We start from the raw sequence: 20642 nt of genomic DNA, 5'->3' as shown, positions 1-20642 counted from the left end.
CAAATTCTCAAAAAGAATCTGAAGACACAGCATAATCTGCAGAGCTCTTTTATTCAATATAATTGTAGCATGCTGCGATACTTTAAAAAAATGAATCGCCTGAGTCTATTCCGGAATCTAACGTTATGAAAGTATACTTTTGTTCTGAGGAGCTAATGTTATGAACACGAATCTTCCGAAAGGAAAATTTCGAGAATTGAGAGGAGCTTTCCTCCAGTCATGGGGTCGTTTGACCCACCGCTATTCTTACGTCTTGAGAGGAACCCTTGACAAGGCAGTTGGAAAGATTCAGTCTTTCTTCGGCCGCTTCTAATCGCATAAAACTGGCAATGCTTGATCCGGATGAGTCTCGTGTTGACCTGTGCGGGAAAGCAACTAGAATGGAAGAATCTTCACCTGTTTTCCCGCAGAAGGTCTCACTCTACAGCCGGCCGTAAAATTCGGTGGCGCTCTTCCCGGGGATATGGGATAAATGTAAAGTAGACGTGGTTCTTCTAGAGAAAGAACACTCACGACGGGAGGTACGAGAAATATGGAGCAATGGAAGTCCGTGGACGAAATTCTGGATTTTGCGATAGAGCAGGAACAAAAGGCTGCCGATTTCTACATCCAGTTAAGCGATCAGATGGATAGGCCCTGGATGAGCAAAATTTTTCAGGATTTCGCAAAAGAAGAAGCCGGTCACAAGAAAAAGCTTATCGATATAAAAGCAGGCAAGCTTCTCATGCCTTCGGAAAGCAAAGTTCTCGATCTCAAAATCTCCGATTACCTGGTAGACGTTGAAGATCCCACCGGACGGCTCGATTATCAACAGGCTCTTGTCATTGCCATGAAGAAAGAGAAAAAAGCATTCAAGATGTACACTGATTTGTCCGAAGCCACTGAGGATGCCAACTTGAAGGCGGTCTTTCTATCTTTGGCTCAGGAAGAGGCTAAGCACAAACTCCGCTTCGAGATAGAGTACGACGACATCATCCTGTCTGAAAATTAGTCATGATTTCGGTGTCGCCGAAGTCTGATTAAAGCGCCACCATTCCATGAATATGAATAAAAAGAATATCCTAAGTGCATCTGTTGCAGCAATCGGACTCGTGATAGCTCTCGTGTGGATTCAGGGAGGGTTTCATCCCAAAGTACCGGCGGGCAAAACGATTGGTCTTGAAGCCAATGCAGGAAAATTCAAAACCGAGAAGGTTGAAGTTGTTCAAAGCTCGGGACAGGTGTCTGTGCCCGGAACGGTGTGGCCCAGGGAAACGGCGCGTATTGCCGCAAAGGTTTCCGGCTATGTTGTCGAACTGAACGTCGATGCGGGCGACAAGGTCACGAAAGGCCAAGAATTGCTTCGGCTGGAAAGCAAGGAATTACAGGAACGAAAACGACAAGCCGAAGCGGCATTGGAAAGCGCAGAAGCGGACCTGGTGAAGGCCGGTAACGATTTCGAGAGATACAAGACGCTCTTTGCAAAAGAATCCATTGCGAAAAAAGACTACGATGATGCTGTCGCACGGTTCGAAACGGCAAAGGCTGCGGAATTCAGGGCCAAGGCGGCTCTGGATGAAGCAGCCACTCTGCTTTCTTACGCTTCCGTAACAGCGCCTTTTGACGGCATCATCGGCGAGCGGACCATCAATCTCGGCGATCTCGCGACACCCGGAAGGAATCTGTTCAGCGTGTACGTTCCGGACACGTTGGAGCTCGTAGCTGCAGTGGGGGAACAGTACGCTCCATACCTTACCGTGGGCACCCCTGTCACGGTAGCGGTTCCGTCTCTCAATGTCAGGCAATCTTCAACCATTCGCGAGGTTGTCCCCATCAGAGATGAAAAGACGCGGACTATCACCATTAAGGCTCCGGTAACGGGATCCCAGGGATTTGTTCCCGGGCTGTACGGGATTGTCTCCTTTAACACTCGGGAGAGCGCGACAATACTGGTGCCGCTTTCCGCCATCAGTACGGTCGGCCAACTGGAATCTGTTCGTGTGCTCGAGTCCGGCAAAGTGAAGATTCGTCACGTGAAAACAGGCCGCAAAATGGAAAATGGAAAGGTGGAGATACTGTCGGGTTTGAACCCCGGAGACGAAATAGTCATAGAATAAGATGCATATTCTTATGCATGAGAGATTCAGTTACCGAACCAGCCGACGCAAAAATCTCACGTAAAGGTCTCCGTACATTATGTTGTCCCCCTGGAATCTTTTCAGAATATCCGCGATCGCGTCACCGTTAGTCCACTTGTCCAGACAAAGTTCCATGGACTCCTTAAGCGAATAGTTTAGTTCGATGGAACCGAGAGATTTCAAATATTTTATGCACATCATAGTCTGCTCGAGAAACTCGGGGGTAAATTCCAGTGAAAGTGTGTCCACCGGTTGGGTCAGACCTTTGAGTACCTCATATTCATAGCCCTCCACGTCGATCTTGATGAACCGCGGCATTCCATGCTCAGCTATGAGTTCATCCAGAGTGATGACATCCACCCACTGAGTTCGACTCCAGGAATAGTCTGAAAACCTGCCTGAATTTTGAACTGCATGAATCCATTCACGCGAAAGAGATGCAAGCGGACTGGCATCGGAAATGACCAACTCGGCTCGACCATGTGTGGCACCAACTGCCTTGTTCACAACTATGAGCTTCTGATCGTTTCCATAGGCCGCTGTGATGAGACTTGCGCAATCGCGTTGTGGCTCAACCGACACGACACGAGCTTCAAGAGCAAGAAATATTTTGGTTCGGTTACCGATATTCGCGCCAATATCGAAACAAAGGTCTCCTGGACCGATATATTGTCGGTAAAAATCCAACATCCTCTTGTCGAATGGAGTCCATGTTCTCGCAGCTCTTTTGCTGCGCACAAATCTCAATGCTTGGTACAAAGGGGTACGTTTCAGTATGCTCTTTATCATGTTCATTCCTGTATTCCAGAATGAAGAACTCTTGCTGTTTCAGGCACCTGCCCGAACGATACTGAAGGAGCTGAGTCGTGGTAGTACAAATCCGTGCGTGAGAGGCTTTTTGCCACGAATCGTGCAATATGTCGATAAAAAAATGCTTCGAGAAGTAAGCCTTCGACTATTTTGGGAAACAACCTTTCGAGGTTGTCATTGCGAGAAGCGAAGCGACGTCACCGAATCTCTCCTTTCGTGTTTCAGTCATTGACATCTTGAAAGCAACACAGGATATGCACATCTTCTTGCTTATCTCTCGCAAGATCTCTCCTCGCTTCGGAAACAGAACCGAACGAACACAATGAACCAATGAGAGCAAAAAGCAGCAAACCTTTTTTCTTGCGACACTCCTTTTCATCAATTCGTGACAGTACCAATGTGTCGGGATCCATACCGATCGGTTTGGCAGGTTTTGTTCTGAAAATCCATGTGGCCTGGCGATATCCGGTAACTTCAGCTTTTTTACTTGACAGTGATGGCTAGTTTCGTTAGACATAACTAATCAAAGTAGAAAGAAGAATATTGGCGTCGTCTGACCCGGGACCCTTTCGTTTCCCTACTCGAAGAGACATGGCTCCCTGAAATTGTTATAGAAATGAAAAATCTCAGGTCAAATTTGTCATAGCCAATTTGAACTCCCAAGGGACAGCTTCAATGATTCGGAAGTCGTGCCCGGAGCGGACGCCTTTCCGAAGTTCCATACATAACTGGTTATCGTGAGGCCGCTTCAAGAATATAGGTGATTTGTCATGTCATCGTCATCCAAGGATGAGGGTTTGGGAAAGCTGTTCAATAGGCAGCATTATTTCTTTTTCACAGCTTGGATAGTTGTGGTGTTCTGCTTTGGTCTCGGAGAGATTTCGTTCGTACGAAGTGCTCCGCGTAGTCTGGTCTCCGTAGTGTTCATTTCTCATTGCATAATTGCGATTCTCGGTTTGTGTGCCATAGCAGAAGTTGCAAAACGCGAGAAAGCTTTCAGAGAGAGTGAGTGGCGCTTCAAGCGCTTAGTGGACGGGGTTCCGTTCGGCCTTGCGATACTTGACAGCAATCGAACGTTCCAGCACCTGAATCCGGCATTCGGAGAGATGTTCGGATATTCTCTGGAAGAAGTCAGTCATGAGGGTGTGTTCTTTCTCAAAACGTGTCCGGATGCCGACTCATGGGAAACAGCAGTATCGGAATGGCAAGATGCCACAAGAAGTCTTCCTGTTGGCGCAACTCACAGTGCAGAATTTCTTTGCCGAAGCAGCTTAGGAATAGACAAGATTTTGACTTTTCAGGCAGTAGCCCTGGAGGGAGAAGAGCTAATAGTCACCTACCAGGATATCACTGCACGGATACAGGCTCAGGAAGCTCTTCGACAAAGCGAAATTCGATATCGGACCCTTGTGGAGAACGCGCCTCTCGGGATTTTCCTGTGTGACGAACAAGGTATCGTTCGAGACAGGAATCCCGCTCTCGAGAGTATGCTTTCGTCTGCGGATGACTCACACACAGGGCGAAACTCGTGGGCTTCCATGTTCTTCAGGGAAGGAGAAGCAGCCAAAAGCATTCTCCAATGCCTTAAAGAGGGACAGAATACTATCTCGGAACTCAAATACTCGTTCCCTGACGACAGCAGTGTTTATCTCAGGCTCTTTCTCGCACCGTTCTGCACGAGCGATGAAAAGATAACGGGAGTTCAGGGTTTACTTGAAGACTGCACGGAGAAGAAGCTCGCAGAAATGAGACTGGAGGATGCTCATAAGCGCGCGTCGGCCGAAGCTCGAAAACTCCGTTCACTGATTGAAGGGATGGAGGAGGGGGTGGTTTTTGCCGGTCCCGACGATATCGTGACAGAGGCAAATGGTTGGTTCCTCAGGTGGACAGATGCTGACAGAGCTAGTGTTGTCGGCAGCCGTTTAGTTGATTGCATTCTCTGGGACGAGCTCCGCCCGGTGATCCAGGGGATTATGGATGAATACAGACGGGGAGCGAGAAAAACTCCTGCAGACGTAAGTCATGAATTCGACTCTCTGCATCTTTCGATTCGTGCCAGGCCCATTTTCGACAATAACGATTACAAAGGAGTGATCCTCAACCTCATTGATGTGACCGAATTGGCAGAGGCGAAGCGACAAGCCGAGCAAGCAGACTTGAGCAAGAGCAGGTTTCTCGCAAACATGAGCCATGAAATACGAACACCGATGAACGCCATCATCGGCATGGCCGAATTGGCACAAAATACTGAATTGACCCCTGTGCAGCGGGAGTACATCCAGACAATCGAGACGTCCGGCCATTCATTATTGGCAATAATAAACGATATATTGGATTTCTCCAAAATAGAAGCCGGAAAACTACAGATCAGCTTCGTGGGCCTTAGCCTGACGGATTGCGTATGCGGTTCCGTGCATAGTCTGGCATCTCAAGCTCATGCAAAAGGTCTTGAACTGGTATGCCGCATTGCTCCCGGTATTCCCGATCATCTTATTGGTGATCCGGAACGAATACGCCAGATCATAATCAACCTGGTTGGAAACGCAATAAAGTTCACTCACAAAGGAGAGGTTTTGGTCGAAGTGGAAGAGGAATCCAGGAGTGCTCACCAGGTGCTTCTCCATTTCAAGGTATCGGACACAGGCATCGGGATTCCCCGGCAAAAACAGAAAACAGTTTTTTGCGCATTCGAGCAGGCTGACAGCTCCACTTCCCGCACTTATGGAGGAACCGGCCTGGGGCTCGCTATCTCTTCTCAGTTGGTAGAATTGATGGGCGGCAATATTTGGGTGGAGAGCTCACCCGGAAAAGGCAGCGTATTCAACTTTCGCATTCCCATGGAGATTCATTCTGCACCGCCCGAGATCCCTGTCTCACAGGATCTTCGGACCCTCAAGGGAACTCGCGTACTCATAGTGGACGATAATGCGACGAATCGTAGAATTCTTGTAGAATTACTGATTCAATGGGGCATGATCCCGTCTGCCGTGGACAATGGTCGGACGGCTTTGAAGACACTTCGAGAGCGCTACAAGATGGGTACCCCCTTCGCAATGGTCCTGGTCGACTGCATGATGCCGGAAATGGACGGTTTTCAAGTATCTGAGGCGATCAAAGCGATCCCCGAACTTGCTTCAACCCATATCATAATGTTGACATCCGCTCTCCCGGACTATTCTGCGGAAAAATGCAGGGCAGCAGGTATAGAGACATGCCTCCTCAAGCCGATCCACAAGTCCAATCTGTATTCAGCGATCCACGAGCTGCTTTCCGGAGCCAAGAGCGATTCTTCTCTTGAAGAGACCGCACGCCGGAAAGTACGTAAAACCGAACGTCCGCTTCGAATCCTTCTGGCCGAGGACAATGCTTTCAACCAAAAAGTGGCATCAGGAATGCTCTCGGGAATGGGGCACTCCATATCTGTAGTTCCAAACGGGGCAGAAGCTGTCGAAGCGTACACCAGAGGAGGTTTCGACGTGATCCTCATGGACGTTCAGATGCCTCTGATGGACGGGTTCGAAGCAACCGCAGCCATACGAGCATTTGAGAAAAACGGTGCTCCCCGAATACCCATAGTGGCTATGACTGCTCACGCAATGGCTGGTGATAGGGAGCGATGCTTGAACGCAGGTATGGACGGTTATGTCGCCAAACCCATCAGCAGTGAAGAATTGTTCTGCGCACTGGAGGGAATTGCATCCGATGCAAAGACCGCTGAAGATGTCACTCGACAAGCCGCATCCGGTCTGTTGGACGTACTGGATCTGGAATCTCTCCTCGATGCGGTGGGAGGTCAAGAGGCTCTCGTGAAAGAAATGCTCGATATCTTTCGGGAAGATGCCCCCAAGCTTTTGATCGATCTCAAGCTTGCAGTGGGATCGAACAATTTTGAGGAAATTAGGTCGACGGCACATTCGCTGAAGGGAATGGTTGGCGGACTGGGGGCAAAATACGCCTTTGACGCCGTTTCTGAACTCGAGCGGATTGCGATCTCCTCGGACCCGGTCCGGACAGAGCCCGGACTGCGCTCGGTAGAGAAGGAACTTAGTCGAGTCTTTGCAGCGCTGCCATCCGAGGCAATGAGGAAAGACGGGAAATGAAAGTACTGGTGGCTGAAGACAACAGGTTCTTCAGACGATTGGTAGAGGCGAGCTTACAGCAATGGGGACATGAGGTCCTAGGCTGTGAGGATGGAAGTCAAGCCTGGGATCTCCTCATGCAGGACGCACCTCCGAGGCTTGCACTGCTTGACTGGGAAATGCCGAAGCTTCAAGGGATAGAGATTTGTCGCAGATTACGCGCCCTGAAAGATCGTCCTTACGTGTACCTGATTCTGCTCACTGCCAAGAGCAGGAAGGACGATATCATCAAGGGACTCGATTCCGGGGCTGACGATTATGTTACCAAGCCGTTCGATCCGGTAGAGCTTCGCGTCCGTCTCAGGGCGGCAACGAGAATCCTGGAATTGCAGGAAGATCTCATGGCTGCGTGTCAAGCCGCCGAACAGCGGGCCCAGGAAGACTCCCTCACAGGACTGTGGAACCATTCTGCGATCCTGGACATTCTCCGCAAGGAATTGGATCGATCTGCTCGATCGGGCGGAAACTTGGGGGTAATTCTTGCCGATGTCGATTACTTTAAGCGCATCAATGATTCCTATGGTCATCTTGTAGGCGATCGAGTCCTGCGGAGCATAGGCCGGGCGATGAGAGAAAACCTGAGATCCCATGATTCGATCGGACGTTACGGAGGAGAAGAGTTTCTGGTAGTCTTGCCCGATTGTTGTGAAGGAGATCTCATCAGTCTGGCGGAACGACTCAGGAAAGCAATTCTGGATGACTGTGCTCGTGACACGCAGAAAGTTCTACGGACCATGAGTTTCGGTTGTACGTGTGTCGACGGCAAAGTAGCGATGTGCCTCGACGCGATCGTCCATGCGGCGGATGAAGCACTTTACAGGGCCAAGAAGAACGGACGGAATCGAATAGAGGTTCAGCTTGTCGCGACCGATAGTAAGTGCCTCGACGTTATAAACTGATCCAATCGAGAACGAACCGACTTTGATAGACCTCTGACGACGCAAAGCTGTTAATCACTCCGCTCAGGACACCCCAGCCTTCGCCATGTTATGTGTACAATTGCGAAATGGTATTAGTCTATCGATTCATCCGTAGAATCTACTGCCACGACTATTCGTTCAGCGATTCCTTTTCCGATAGCCAAGCGAGTGTCTCCCGTGGCGACGAGAAGACCGGTCCCGCCGACTCCGTTCTTTAATATTGTGACCTCACTGCCTACATTAAATCCCATGCTGATCAGCTTGGCTTCAAATTCACGTCCGCCGGTAAGTGCCAACACTGTTCCCGTTCTCCCGGGTTCAATGCTGAGGAGAGAACGGGCAGAGAGTCCTTTTATCGGGTCGCGACTTTTGGTTGACCTTGATTCCGCTGCCGAAGGGTTTTTGTCCAAGGGGTCAGCCTCGAAACCGCGACAGTTACCTGAAATTAGCGGCTTAGTATTTTGACAATAAGAATTCACTGGCGAATATTCGCCTTTGCAGCAGTACTGTTCAGTATCGCCTACAGCAAGTTTGCGCAACTGATTTCTCAGAAGAAACAGGCCTGTTGCTAATCCCATGCCGACAATTATTGAAATCTCCCACATACCATTTCTCCACTACGAATATCGAAAGTGACCACATCTGACTGTAAATGTTATTTCGGCCATGAGGCGCTCCCGCCTGTGGCAAGAACCTATACAGATGAAGGGAAAGACACGATAGTACGTCTTTCGGAGTTGGGCTCTACGCTGTCCATCAACGTGGACTGACGAAGCCGGAGACGGGAGCACATGATCCGATTTACATCGGAACGGGAGAGAGCCCTTCTCATATTGCGAGCGGCTTCTTCGGCGGTTTTCATATCCAAGTCGAGAGTCTCGGACAATGCCTCGACAATTGCGGTCCGCCGACGCTCAATGTCACGAGCTCTCACTCCACCCTCTACCGTAAGCCGAGCACCAGAGTGCGGCGATAGCTCCAGAAGGCCGATTTTCACCAACCCGTTAACCGCTGCGCGTGCGAAGCAGAAATGTATCCCAAAATGCTTTGCCAGTGCCGCAATCGGGACACGGAAATTTCTTTTTTCAAAGAGCAGGGCTGCTATAAGGTATTCCTCTTGAACTGCGTTAAGAGCTGTCGGTGACTCCATAAGCTCCTCCTATGACAAGGATGAGATAGAGCTATCTATCTTTGTTAGACAAGCCTATCTATAGAGCCTCAAAAAAATCTTGTCAAGGCTTTTCCAACCGGACGAAAACAGCGATCCATTTTGCGATGCCGCCCCAAATAGTCTTGAGAAGGGAATCCGCATTCAGCTTTCATCGTAAAGCTCAAAGAAAATCGCCTGCAAAAAAGGGCTTTCTCCAGTTTTAGGGGGCAATATTAGGGAGAGACAATACGGAGAGCATTATTACGTGTGACAACATGTGATTGAGCGTACGCTCGCTGTAAATCTTATTCAACAGGGCTCTTTCAAAATTTTCTTATGAGCACGACCCCAACAATGAGAAGGGCAGCACCGATTATCCTGACAAGACTTGCCGGTCGGATCTCATAGCCAATTAGGCCGAAGTGATCCAGCACCAGACTCACAAGCATTTGACCGGCAATCAGAAATCCGATCATGGTTGCCGCGCCCATTCTGGGTGCTAGAATGATTGTAATTACAACGAGAAAAGCTCCCAAAAACCCACCGGTCCATTGCCACCACGGCAGACTGCCTGCAGTAGAAAAAGGAGGCCAGGGAATTTTCAACACGAAAACATACCCGAGCAAACCCAAAGTCCCCACTGCAAAGGATATGGTTGCCGCGACAATCGGATCGTCAGTCCATAACCTGAGCTGCGAATTGATCCCGGCTTGCACCGGAGCGCATGCTCCTGCAATCATAGCAAGAAGAATGTAACAAAATTCCATATGTGTCCCTCGTTCAGTAGATTCCAACGGACCCCTTGCAAGCGGACTCCATTATGCCTTATTCCGCTTCAAAAGTGATTCTCTCTTCTCGAAAAGTCAAAGACCGGACATTTACCTTATTTTTGAGCCATTTAAGAGTTCTCTCATAACATGCCATGAATTCATCCCGTTTTCAGTCCATACATGTTCGACCGGATTGGGTCCAAAACACTTCGGCAAGTGTTGTCAAATCCTATTTGAAGAAAGTACCGTCCGCGATGTCCTGCCTATCTGTTCTTTTAACAAGATGTAAAGAATTCTGACATCGATTCAGTAGAGATTGCCCCTTCAACTTTCAGCCAATTCCATTTGCAAACGGTCCGAAATCAAGCATCTCTTCTTGGCATATGCATTGCATCACCGGTGTTGCCCTAAAGATCTTTCGTATTCTGACTGAGGACTCAAGGACGATCCTTACCATGCTGAAAAAGAGATAAGGAGATGGATGCCTATGGAAAACGCGGTTAGCCATGCATTGTACATTCTCGAGGAGCCGGTTCAATATATTGCGTTGAGTTTCATGGCTCTCATGTACATCATCAAAATTTCGACGCTTTTGAAAAAGCCCTTCCCCGCGGAACGCGCGGAATTAAAGGGCGACCGGGTAAGAGGGTCAATTCACTCTCTATTTAATGTGTTGAGACCCTGGGATATGGAGAGCACTTCGAAAAACCTGTACTTTTACACTGAATTCATGATCTTCCATATCGCTGTTGCTTTAACCATCGGAGCCACTTTCATCATTCCGCTGGCACCTTCGGTCATGACGCCGACCGTTACGGGCGTAATCATGCTGTTCATGGGACTGGCTTGCCTGATCGGGCTGCGGCGCATTTATCGACGACTGACAGTGACTGAGATCAAAATAATCAGCTCGCCTGACGATTATTTCGCGATAAGCCTTATGACCGTTTTTTTCGCAGTAGGCGTTGTGGCTCTCTGGTTCTGGACCCAAGGGCAAGCGGAAACTCTCGCCATGTGGGTATTCTTCCTCATGACCACATTTTTCCTTATCTACGTCCCATTCAGTAAGATCTCCCATTATGTCCTGTATCCCTTTGGAAGGGTCAATTTCGGCATGGTGTTCGGCGGTCGGGGAATTTTGAACAAGGACAATCCTAAAGCTACGTGGGTTTAAGTCTTACATCTACCATTATACTGTGGAGGAAGTATGTCACAGATTGAAGAAAGCAATGATTTCGGTTCAGAAATCCCCGAAAAACTAGGTTCGCCGGAAGAGAGAATATGGCCTCTGAAACAGGAATTCACGCCCGAGATGCTGGCGGAAATGGAGTCCATGCTTGCATCCAAATTAAATCGAGTGGTTGCAACCTCCCTCGCCGGCTGCATTCATTGCGGAATGTGCAGTGATGCCTGCCATTACAGTGTGTCGATTCCCGAGGACAAAACCCTTGTGCCGGCATATAAAGCGGATAGATTTCGCAAATGGTACAAGAGCAGGTACGACTGGATGGGCCGAATTTTCCCATCCTTTGTCGGAGCACAGCCGCTCACCAGCGAACTTGCCGAAGAAATGTTCGATAAGCTTTTCGGCGGGTGCACCATGTGCAGGCGTTGCACGTATAATTGCCCTATGGGAGTCGATTACGGGATGATGGTACGCGCGGCCCGAAGCATGATGCAGCAGGTTGGCAGATGCCCGGCGAATCTCCAGGAAACCGTTGATACTCATTACAATCACGGCAACAATATGGCCGTTCCTCAAGACGAGTTCATCGAGACAATCGAATGGATAGAAGAAGAACTCCAAGATGAGGAAGGCTGCGAGAACTATACTATTCCAATCGACAAGAAAGGTGCTCAGTACTTTCTCACCCTGAATCCTCGAGAACCCAAGTACTATCCTCTGACTATTCAGGCCAGTGCGAAAGTATTGAATGCAGCGGGAGTCGATTTCACTATTTCCTCACGTTATTGGGATCTTACCAACTACGCACTTTTCAATGGCAACGATGCGGACGCTCGGCTTTTCTCCATGTGGCAAGCTGAAGATGTGAAACGCCTGGGTTGCGAGTACCTTCTCTCTGGTGAGTGCGGGCACGGATACCGGGCGCTCAGGTGGGAATTGCCCAATTGGTTGGGTGGCGTCCCATTCAAGATCACCAGCATGATGGAGCTGATGGCGAAACTTATCATGGAGAACAGAATCAGATTAGATAAATCCGTGTGGAAAGGTCATCGATTCACATATCACGATTCGTGCAACATAGCTCGCTCCGGGGGTATTCTGGAGGAACCGCGGATCGTTATTAACGCTGCGGTGGACGATTTTGTCGAAATGGAACACAATAGAGAAAGGAGCTTCTGCTGTGGAGGAGGTGGAGGCGCACTTGCGATGTCGGAGTTCTCAAAACGTCGAATAGCTGCCGGAAAGATCAAGGCTGACGAGATTCGCGCGACAGGGGCAAATGTGGTACTCCAGTCCTGTCACAATTGCACGGACCAGTTGAAAGAAATTGTCGATCATTACCATATAGAAGCCAAGGTCATGAATCTCGCTGAACTGCTATCTCCGGCTCTCATTCTTTAGCTGGAAACTTTAGCAAATAAGTAGTATATAGGTAATAGCCCTGATTTTCTTGAGAAGAGGAGGTTCAAATGCCAAAAAGAATTCTGGTGGTGGATGACGAGCCTGATATGGTCACATTCTTGACGACCTTGCTCGAAGATAACGGATATGCGACGCTTACTGCCGCAGACGGAGAAGAAGCGCTTCAAATGTGCAAGTCTGAAAAACCTGACCTTGTTTCGCTCGATCTGCTTATGCCCAATAAAACCGGAATCAAGATGTACAGAGAATTGCGAAAGGATGATGAAATAAAAGATATTCCCGTCATCATGGTGACCGGATTCGGGAAAGACGATGTTCCAAGCATGGATTTCAAGGAATGGATACAAAAAAGAGCTATCAAGCCACCTGAGGCATATATTGAAAAACCGGTCGATAAGGACGTCTTACTGTCCGCGATTAAGAAGGCTCTCGGGTAGGCGCTCGGATACGAGGGGGGATATCCTGGTCCCCCCACAACCATAAAACCTATACAAAATGCTGAACGATGCCATACGATTTTTCAAAGACTTCTCGGGAAAACTTCGTTTCAAGCTGAGTTTTTATGCCGGCTTGACCGTATTTCTCACACTTGTGGCATTCACGTATCACAGTCTTTCCATTCAGGAACAAAATCTTGTGCAAGAAAGGGTGGCCGCAGCCCTGAAAGATTCAGAGGTGATAAAGGCTGCCATTTGGAATGGCATGATGACCAAGGACAGGGAGGTCATCCGGGAGATCGTTCAGGCCATTGGCGAGCAAGAAGGCTTCAAAGAAATCAATATCTACGATAGAGAAGGGATTCTGCATTACACCAGCAAACATGTGCAAAACGGCATTCTGGGGAGTAAGGGGGATTCCGAAGCCAATCCGCTTCTCAAAAATATGGGAACCAATTCCTCCGTGAGGTACGAATTTGCCGACGACGGAAAGATCCTCAATGTCGTGAATCCTCTGGTAAATACAAAGAGCTGTTCAACTGCCGCATGCCATGCACATCCGGAATCCCATCCGGTATTGGGAGCTCTGGAAGTGAAAATGCCTCTGGAAGGATTGAGGCGGCAGATAGTCAATCATGCGCGACAGATCTATGTTTTCGCTTTCTTCTTGTTCATTCTTGTCTCTACTATCATAGGTGTTGGAGTCATATTCCTGGTGAGCCGACCGCTCCGGAACCTTGCAGAACAGACTTTCAAAATGGCCCGAGGGGAGTACGAGCCCCAGCCTCTTCGGAAAGGAAAGGATTCAATTTCAACCCTGTGGCGTTCCTTCGATACTATGAGCAGGCAAATCAACGAGCGCACGAGGGAACTCGAACAGAGCAGGAGAATGTACAAGGAACTCTTTGAAAAGGTTCCCTGCTTTCTGACTGTCATAGATCGAGACTATCGGATTGTTCGAGCGAATGAAGCATTCACGGAAGAATTCGGAAATCAGACGGGAATGCAGTGTTTTGCCGGGAAAAAAGGAAAAGGACAGAAGTGCCTTTCCTGCCCGGTCGAGAGGACTTTTTCGGACGGGCTGTCGCACCGCAGCGAAGAAACATGGTGCACTGCAAATAGGGCAAAGACGGTTCATGTTATTGTGAATACCGCTCCGATATATGATGAAACGGGAAGCGTCTCCGAGGTTTTGGAAATGTCCGTGGACGTGACCCGAATAGCGAAACTCCAACTTGAATTGGAAAAGAAGCAGTCTGAGCTGCAGCATCTCATAGAGAATGTCCCATGTTATCTAACCGTGGTTGACCGCTCGTACAGGATTGCTTTCTTCAACAAGTCCTTTGCCGAAGAATTCGGAAGTAGCTGGGGAAAACATTGTTATTCCGTGTACAAGCTATAGTTTCGCGATTCTTGCATGGTCGAGTCCGCGCGTGGAGCGCGGGCCGTTGAGTTTTTCGAACTTATTGATTCGGCTGGCTTTCGAATAAATTCTCAGCGAGAAATGACTCCTTCGAGCTGCTGCCAGCATGTCTGAAAAGGTGAACGACTTTTTCCGGCAGTACCAGGGAGCCGGGTCGGCAACGAGGTTCTTTGCAGTGACGAATTGCCCAACGAACCAAAGCACTACAAAGCAGTAGGCCCAGTAAGCAAACATAGGGGCACGGGTTACCGAGGTCTCTTTCCGACACTGAGGTTCAGCCGCACCCAGGAGGTTCTTGGTCTCTCGATTGGTCATCTCAATGCTAAAGCGTGCAGCGTAGCGCTCGATAATCTGCTGTGGTGCAGCCTGAGGGTCCGTATCGAAAAACACCATATTGGCATGGTGGCCGGCCGGGTCATGGCACAACACGATCGAAAGAGGCTGTTGCCCTGCGCTATGATACCATAGCGCCGTGAACTGATGTATCAGGAGCTTAGTTTGTTTTCCATAGCAGAAGACCCTAATCTCATTCCACCCCAGATTGGGGTCCTGGAACATCGTTTCCAGGGAGGGCAGTCGAGCGCCTCTCTTGCGAGGTCTGCCCATCACTGTAAATGGAGCAGGTTCCAGCACAGCGAACAAAGCTGCATCCTTTCTCAGCCTCCCTGTAATGTGCACATTCTTGGGTCGTGCTTTGAGGATGGTATCGCAGCAGTATCCCAGGTCGAACACAATTCTCAGTCTTTCTCCCTCTTGGAGCCATGAATGAGTCAGATTTATAAGATCCAATCCAAGTTCGGGTTTTGTCTTGTAGGGCAGGCTCTTGGGATTAAACTTGGCCTTTGGCGGCCACCAAAGGCGGGCAGCGTATGGCAGACAAAACATGCGATCGCTGATGCCGGGAAGGCGAATCGCCAGTCCTATGATGACAAAGCACACTCCATACCCCTTTTGCTTAGTATGCTTTGGGAGTGAACCATCATGCTGCCAGCCCGCGCCACAGATCTTCTTGCCAGTGTGCTTGTTCAAGGTGTCGTCAATCACCACAAGGATCTCGATCCCTTCTGCAATCAGCGTTTCTACCAACATTCTGAAGACGAAATAGGAGACAAAGTCAGTCTCCCATCGTCCCTTGCCGAGGAATCGGTAGATGCTGGCGAAGTGCTTGGATTCATGGAGTCTCATGGTCAGAATCACCTGGCTGATAGTGTGCTTGCCCATAGTGAGCACCCAACCGACCACCAGCGCAACGAAGATACGGAAACTCGGTGCGCTGAAACACGCTCTGAAATGAATCTCGTCAATCCCGAACGGATCTGGTATAGATCTCTTCAACTGGCGTTCCTCCTTCCCAGAATCTTTACACAAAACCGGGTATGTGCGGAACGCCTTATTTTTTCAAGGATTATCTCACCATCTAACCGTCCAGAATACAAAAAGGGCGAAACTATAGGTACAAGGGGCGGGACATAAAATGCGAGAATTGTCCGGTAGAGCAAACGTTCCTGGACGGGCATGCGCACTCGTCGGAACAAGTCTGGAGTCATTCAGGCAAAGAAGTATACATGGTTACGCATACCTCGCCCATTTCCGACGAAAAAGGTGAAATTACTGCTGTCATGGAAATGTGCACGGACGTTACCGAAGTAAAGCTGCTCCAGAATGAACTCGCAGTACTGGGAGAAACAGTTGCCGGTATGTCACATGCGGTAAAAAATATCCTGTCTGGCCTGGAAGGCGGAGTCTACGTCGTGGATTCTGGACTCAGGACTGAGAATCAGTCAAAAATCACATCCGGCTGGGCAATGGTCAAAAAGAACGTGAGCAAAGTATCGGATTTGGTGAAAGACATCCTGTATGCATCCAAGGAGAGAAAACCCGAGTATCAGTCATGCGACCCGTCCAAGATTTTGTCTGAAATCTACGATCTCTATTTGGATCAGGCAGAAGCGAAAGGTATTACTCTGATACGGGATTTTCCTTCCGAGCTCTCGCTCGGGATCATGGATCCGAAAGGTATCCACAGCGCGATAGCTAATCTCATATCCAACGCGATAGTGGCCTGCTGCGAAGATCCCGAAATCGAGGAGCGATGGATCAAAATCAGCGCACGGGTAGAAAACGACAATCTCATAGCAAGCGTCAAGGATAATGGCCCGGGCATGCCTGAAGAAGTGCGACAAAACCTTTTCAAGAAGTTCTTCTCTACCAAGGGCTCCAGAGGGACCGGACTCGGACTCGTAGTGACGAGAAAAGTCATTGAGGAGCATGGAGGGACCATATGGGTCGAATCTTCACCGGGACAAGGTACCGAATTCTTCATTCGGGTACCTCTCAGGCCTGACGACGGACAACACGTTGCGGTTTTGTAACAGATGATAACGAAGACAAGGGCTGACGTCATAAACTTATCTGATTTTGTCAGACGGAAAACAGGAGGCAAAATGAATGGAATAGGTCTGTGTGCCATTTTCTCACGCCAGGGAGACTGGGCCTTTGATTATGCCTTGAATTTGGCGCGCCATTACAAGTGCAAACTCAATATTTTTCATTTTCTCGAATCACCGTACATGCTTCGAAGAGACGTGGTTTTTGTGGATGCCGAAAAAACGGAAACCGCACCGGTTACGCCGGAGCTGATAGCGAAAAAAGACAAAGAATTGAGAGAAAGCTTCGAGGATCGGTTGGGTGACTATGTTGAAGTAGGATTCCGGCTCTGCGAGGGCAATGATGAATGGGAACTCAGAAAGTGCTTTAAGAAAGGGGATTATGAGATTCTCGTGATCGGGTACAACGCGAAACACGCGGCTTTCGGAGGTACTACCACTATCGAGGAATTCGGCGCCAAATTCAAAGGACCTCTCGTTTTGATCGGACCCGATCAGGCGGATTCGTATTATTTGAATGGGGAAGCGGAGAAGAGAGTCGCTGAACTTCTCATCCCGGAAGGGAAATGGAAACCCATCGGCTCCTAGATCCGATGTAGTCTCGTTTTCCTGCCATTGCTATCGAGTGTCAAACCGGATAAACTGGTTGTCTTACATTGAATGAGGCTTAAGCCCAAGGGGATGAGTAATGAAATTCGCGAACAAAGAGGAATTCGAACTTCACGTGCACAAATGCTTCGGCAAGATCTTTGAATCCCTCATGAAAATAGACGGCGTCGTCAAACAGGAAGCTGAGAAAGAGGAGACTGCAGGCACGCACGGCACCATGTGTGACCTTCGAGATTCCATTGAAGACGTGATCCTTCATTGTCATCTGGCTTGGCAGTATCACCGCCTCTCAAGAAGTATCCAGAATGTCAGCACCTGGGATCAGGTGGAAAATAGTGCGGAATCCTCGAACATTCCCCAGAAAAAGACTTCCTGACACCAGCCATATCTTGGGCCGGAACAGCTCCGGCTCAAGAATGAACCCTCATACGATCTCCGTACTTCGCTCACATTTGTCAGGCGTTTGTCCCGCGAGACGCGGAATCGCTTAGTCTCTCCGAATCAACCCTCTCCTTTAACCACTGTAAGAAGCATTTTGAAACGCTCTCTCGCTTCCAGCGAATGAGAGACATTTGCAGGCATTACCACCACTTCTCCTGTCTTAACCACAAAATCCTTCCCGCCGATGTTGATCAGGGCCTCTCCATCCAGAATCTGGACGAAGGCATCGCCTGATGCCGTATGGGCGCTGAGTCCTTCTCCTTTGTCGAATGCAAATAGAGTAAAGCTGATAAGCTTATTTTGAACAAACGTCCTGCTTACGACGCGACCCTCTTGATATTCAACCAGGTCTGTCAGTACGAGAGTCTCTGAGAAAGGCACATTTTTGATTAAAGGGAAATCGCTCACGGTAAGCCTCCTTCGGTTTGTATCAGAACAGTTCTTAGGTCCAAACGATTGCGCGATCATGGTAATCCATTTGATGCTCGTATTCTGCTAACGTCTTCATAATGCCTCATCTACTGCAACTGAATAGTTATAGCAGATGACATAATTTCTGACCTTTTGAATACATTGTGCCTTAGATAAACGGTAGGGGTCGGCGTTCCTGCCGGCCCGAAACCGGTTGATTTGTCTTTGAAAAATGTGCCGGCACGGAGGCACGGCACCTACCAATTGCCGAGAAGTGCTTTTCCCAATTGGACACTGTTTTATACACTTGCCATAAAAGCCACTTACACTTTTATTAGCAATGTTAATATAAGCACTCACGCTTTATCTCAAGAGTCTGGCGGAAATCTTCAGTGTTTTTGGAATACGAATGATTTGCTCAGAAACGAGTGCTCGACATCTAATACCCTTTCGCAGTTATGCACATAAGATGGCGAAGGCTGGGGTGTCCTGAGCGGAGTGATTAGACGGCTTTGCGTCGTCCGCAGCGAAGGATACCTCCAGCCTCCCAGATCATGAAAAGAAAGTGAATCGGCATAAGCCGCTGGTTAATAGCCCGCTAAAGGTGTTGCCGATTTGCGAGGCCCTCCTGGTTGGCTATTTTTCTGTGCGGGCTTTTGAACAGCAGCATCGCGCTGCAATGATGAGAGTGGATGTATGCTCGCGGTATTGAATCCGAGTTGATCGAAATCTACTCCCAATTCTATCTTATAAATGCGGGACTGATCGGCTCGATGCACGACCTTCAGCACAATCTGACCGTTTAGGACTTCGGCAGACTTGATATGCAGGTCTTTGGAACCGGACAGAACCGTCGGTTCCTGTGATTCCTGTTTAGGAGGTTGCTCTTTTGCTTGCTGGGCCGTTCCTGCAGGATTCGACCAATTATTCAAAAATACCAGAAGATGATTGCCCACCACAGTTACTCTGTGATCCGGAAGTGGACGGTTCCCCAGATTCATGACAACTCTCGCTGAAGTCCCTTTTCTTGCCGTTCGAATATCTATGCCCGAAGCCATGGTCCCGGAAATTGCAGGCTCTTTCGATAAACCCGTGTCTTCGAAATCGAGCACGAGCCGCGCAGGATTTTGCAAAGTGTGCGCGGAATACTTTCCAATTCGTCCTTCGATTCGTATGGAGATCCTTTTTCCATCGGGGGTAATGGTTATGTCGGCTATTTCACCATACGCAAAGGCATTCAAAGTAAAGACAAGAGGAAAAACAACAGAAAAGATACTCACGCAAACCGTGAACCTGCTCACGAACGCCATATTCCCTCCGGAATCCGAGAGAAATCACCGGTCAAAACTCACGAAACGAGTCTCGTGAGAGAGACACCGGGCTGAGGCAAGAATATCACATAGTGAGCATAAATGACAAGAGTAAAAGCTACATATCGCGATAAGTTAAAGTAAACTGTTCAAACTATTGCTCTGTGGGAGTGGGATCGATCACTTCGCAGGCCATGTCAGGTTCCTGTTCCCCCAGGCTGGCCTGCAGGCGCTCGCCGTTGATACGTTTTGGCACAAGGAAGGGCTGAAACTTCTCCTGCTCTCGATTCCAGGTATATCGTTTCAATTCGAATGCATTGCCGGTACTTTCGTACAGAGTAGCCCACCATTCGTCTTCTTTGACCGCGAAGCACAGCTTGAGCTTATGAATGCCCGAGTAACTACGTGCCAGTTCAATTGCGGCAGCCCTTACCTGTTGATCTTCAAATTGACGTTTCGTAGTGGAAGCTTCAGGAACCGGCGACGGTTCAATTTTGGGAGGAGCCTCCGCACCACTCTCCGCAACGACCGGGTTGGGAGCAGCCTCTGCGTTACTCTCCGCAACGACAGGTGAAGAGGTTGATATCGCCTGCACAGGTTCCGAAACCCTGCTTTTCGTGCGGGATTCACTCGAGACCCGTTCTGAAGGAATGTAAGGCTTGATCAATTGACCGTTTCCGGATACTCGATCGGCTGCATCATTGGATGGAGTCTCGGAATTCAGTCCGGGGTTCTTGCGGGCTTCCTGCACAGGGACTATGCATCCGCACAAAATTGCTACTGACGTTCCTATCACGAGGATCAAACGAAACATTCTATATCCCGAGAAACCGTCCGGAGTCGCTTATGATCGGGGTGGTACTCGTCCGGACGTGTTCTTTGGCTTTTGAGTCCGCATAGTGTATTAGCCTGAATCCTCGATCTTTGCCAGCAGAAATTTTCGCTCAGAAACTGAGAAGTCTGTGTTTCGCAAAGGCTATAACGGAATTATCCTGCAATCAAAATTTTGGATCGAGGAAGGCCTGAAACACGGATGTTTACACGTGTAAAAAGTTCCTTATGCTATCTCGTTGAAAATCTTGATACTCTGGTCCGGAACCGAATCGCAGA

General features: G+C 48.9%; 20 protein-coding genes. 12 read left to right on the top strand and 8 right to left on the bottom strand.

The annotated features are described in order from the left end of the window. The first annotated feature begins 160 nt into the window (after positions 1–160). From DESTI_RS30425 to DESTI_RS01475, 3 genes are all read left to right on the top strand, one after another. A complete protein-coding gene (locus DESTI_RS30425) occupies positions 161–313 on the top strand; it encodes a CsbD family protein (RefSeq protein ID WP_014808194.1) in 153 nt (50 codons plus the stop codon). Between the two features lie 219 nt (positions 314–532). Then, positions 533–991 carry a ferritin-like domain-containing protein gene (locus DESTI_RS01480; RefSeq protein WP_014808193.1) on the top strand — a complete coding sequence of 153 codons (459 nt, stop codon included), beginning with the start codon at positions 533–535 and terminating at the stop codon, positions 989–991. Between the two features lie 46 nt (positions 992–1037). Beyond that, positions 1038–2096: an efflux RND transporter periplasmic adaptor subunit gene (locus DESTI_RS01475; RefSeq protein WP_014808192.1), complete on the top strand. Its 1059-nt coding sequence runs from the start codon at positions 1038–1040 to the stop codon at positions 2094–2096. A 30-nt stretch (positions 2097–2126) separates the two neighbouring features. Here DESTI_RS01475 and DESTI_RS01470 read toward each other — a convergent pair whose 3' ends face one another. Further along, positions 2127–2906 (bottom strand): FkbM family methyltransferase, encoded by a 780-nt coding sequence (locus tag DESTI_RS01470; protein WP_014808191.1) that lies wholly within the window; start codon positions 2904–2906, stop codon positions 2127–2129. A gap of 791 nt (positions 2907–3697) precedes the next feature. Between DESTI_RS01470 and DESTI_RS28255 the strand changes: the two genes are divergently transcribed. Together DESTI_RS28255 and DESTI_RS01450 are read left to right on the top strand one after the other, a co-directional pair. Beyond that, on the top strand, positions 3698–7027 hold the full coding sequence (locus DESTI_RS28255; protein WP_014808190.1) for a response regulator: 3330 nt from the start codon (positions 3698–3700) through the stop codon (positions 7025–7027). Further along, positions 7024–7965, top strand: coding sequence for a GGDEF domain-containing response regulator (locus DESTI_RS01450; RefSeq protein WP_014808189.1), 942 nt, complete (start codon positions 7024–7026; stop codon positions 7963–7965). The genes DESTI_RS28255 and DESTI_RS01450 overlap by 4 nt, the downstream gene beginning before the upstream one ends. Before the next feature lie 113 nt (positions 7966–8078). Here DESTI_RS01450 and DESTI_RS28250 read toward each other — a convergent pair whose 3' ends face one another. From DESTI_RS28250 to DESTI_RS01435, 3 genes are all read right to left on the bottom strand, one after another. Next, positions 8079–8591: a FeoA family protein gene (locus tag DESTI_RS28250; RefSeq protein ID WP_014808188.1), complete on the bottom strand. Its 513-nt coding sequence runs from the start codon at positions 8589–8591 to the stop codon at positions 8079–8081. Positions 8592–8680: 89 nt separating this feature from the next. Continuing rightward, positions 8681–9136, bottom strand: a complete 456-nt coding sequence (locus DESTI_RS01440) for a metal-dependent transcriptional regulator (RefSeq protein ID WP_014808187.1) — start codon at positions 9134–9136, stop codon at positions 8681–8683. 323 nt (positions 9137–9459) lie between these two features. Beyond that, positions 9460–9903 (bottom strand): DMT family transporter, encoded by a 444-nt coding sequence (locus tag DESTI_RS01435; RefSeq protein ID WP_014808186.1) that lies wholly within the window; start codon positions 9901–9903, stop codon positions 9460–9462. A 490-nt stretch (positions 9904–10393) separates the two neighbouring features. On the opposite strand from DESTI_RS01435, the gene DESTI_RS01430 reads away from it, so the two are divergent. The 4 genes from DESTI_RS01430 to DESTI_RS01415 all read left to right on the top strand — a co-directional run bounded on the left by DESTI_RS01430 (position 10394) and on the right by DESTI_RS01415 (position 14353). Then, complete coding sequence (locus tag DESTI_RS01430) at positions 10394–11080, top strand: hypothetical protein (RefSeq protein WP_014808185.1); 687 nt, start codon at positions 10394–10396, stop codon at positions 11078–11080. A gap of 33 nt (positions 11081–11113) precedes the next feature. After that, a complete protein-coding gene (locus DESTI_RS01425) occupies positions 11114–12493 on the top strand; it encodes a (Fe-S)-binding protein (protein ID WP_014808184.1) in 1380 nt (459 codons plus the stop codon). A gap of 68 nt (positions 12494–12561) precedes the next feature. Continuing rightward, positions 12562–12951, top strand: coding sequence for a response regulator (locus DESTI_RS01420; protein ID WP_014808183.1), 390 nt, complete (start codon positions 12562–12564; stop codon positions 12949–12951). Positions 12952–13009: 58 nt separating this feature from the next. Beyond that, positions 13010–14353, top strand: a complete 1344-nt coding sequence (locus tag DESTI_RS01415) for a PAS domain-containing protein (protein ID WP_014808182.1) — start codon at positions 13010–13012, stop codon at positions 14351–14353. On the opposite strand, the gene DESTI_RS01410 is transcribed toward DESTI_RS01415, so the two are convergent. After that, complete coding sequence (locus tag DESTI_RS01410; protein WP_014808181.1) at positions 14348–15709, bottom strand: IS701 family transposase; 1362 nt, start codon at positions 15707–15709, stop codon at positions 14348–14350. The two genes, DESTI_RS01415 and DESTI_RS01410, sit on opposite strands and share 6 nt — an antisense overlap. 95 nt (positions 15710–15804) lie before the next feature. Between DESTI_RS01410 and DESTI_RS01405 the strand changes: the two genes are divergently transcribed. From DESTI_RS01405 to DESTI_RS01395, 3 genes are all read left to right on the top strand, one after another. Continuing rightward, the gene (locus DESTI_RS01405; protein ID WP_336884485.1) at positions 15805–16746 is read left to right on the top strand and encodes a two-component system sensor histidine kinase NtrB; all 942 of its coding nucleotides are present in this window, start codon (positions 15805–15807) and stop codon (positions 16744–16746) included. 72 nt (positions 16747–16818) lie between these two features. Next, positions 16819–17349, top strand: coding sequence for a universal stress protein (locus DESTI_RS01400; protein ID WP_014808180.1), 531 nt, complete (start codon positions 16819–16821; stop codon positions 17347–17349). A gap of 100 nt (positions 17350–17449) precedes the next feature. Next, entirely contained in the window at positions 17450–17746 is a 297-nt protein-coding gene (locus DESTI_RS01395) for a hypothetical protein (protein ID WP_014808179.1), read from the top strand. 125 nt (positions 17747–17871) lie between these two features. On the opposite strand, the gene DESTI_RS01390 is transcribed toward DESTI_RS01395, so the two are convergent. From DESTI_RS01390 to DESTI_RS01380, 3 genes are all read right to left on the bottom strand, one after another. Beyond that, positions 17872–18219, bottom strand: a complete 348-nt coding sequence (locus tag DESTI_RS01390) for a cupin domain-containing protein (RefSeq protein ID WP_014808178.1) — start codon at positions 18217–18219, stop codon at positions 17872–17874. Between the two features lie 590 nt (positions 18220–18809). Continuing rightward, complete coding sequence (locus DESTI_RS01385; protein WP_014808177.1) at positions 18810–19532, bottom strand: AMIN domain-containing protein; 723 nt, start codon at positions 19530–19532, stop codon at positions 18810–18812. 154 nt (positions 19533–19686) lie between these two features. Next, a complete protein-coding gene (locus DESTI_RS01380) occupies positions 19687–20346 on the bottom strand; it encodes a hypothetical protein (RefSeq protein ID WP_014808176.1) in 660 nt (219 codons plus the stop codon). Positions 20347–20642 lie beyond the last annotated feature (296 nt).

The organism is Desulfomonile tiedjei DSM 6799, from assembly GCF_000266945.1.
Taxonomy (GTDB): Bacteria; Desulfobacterota; Desulfomonilia; order Desulfomonilales; family Desulfomonilaceae; genus Desulfomonile; species Desulfomonile tiedjei.
This window is presented reverse-complemented; position numbering and strand designations above follow the sequence as displayed.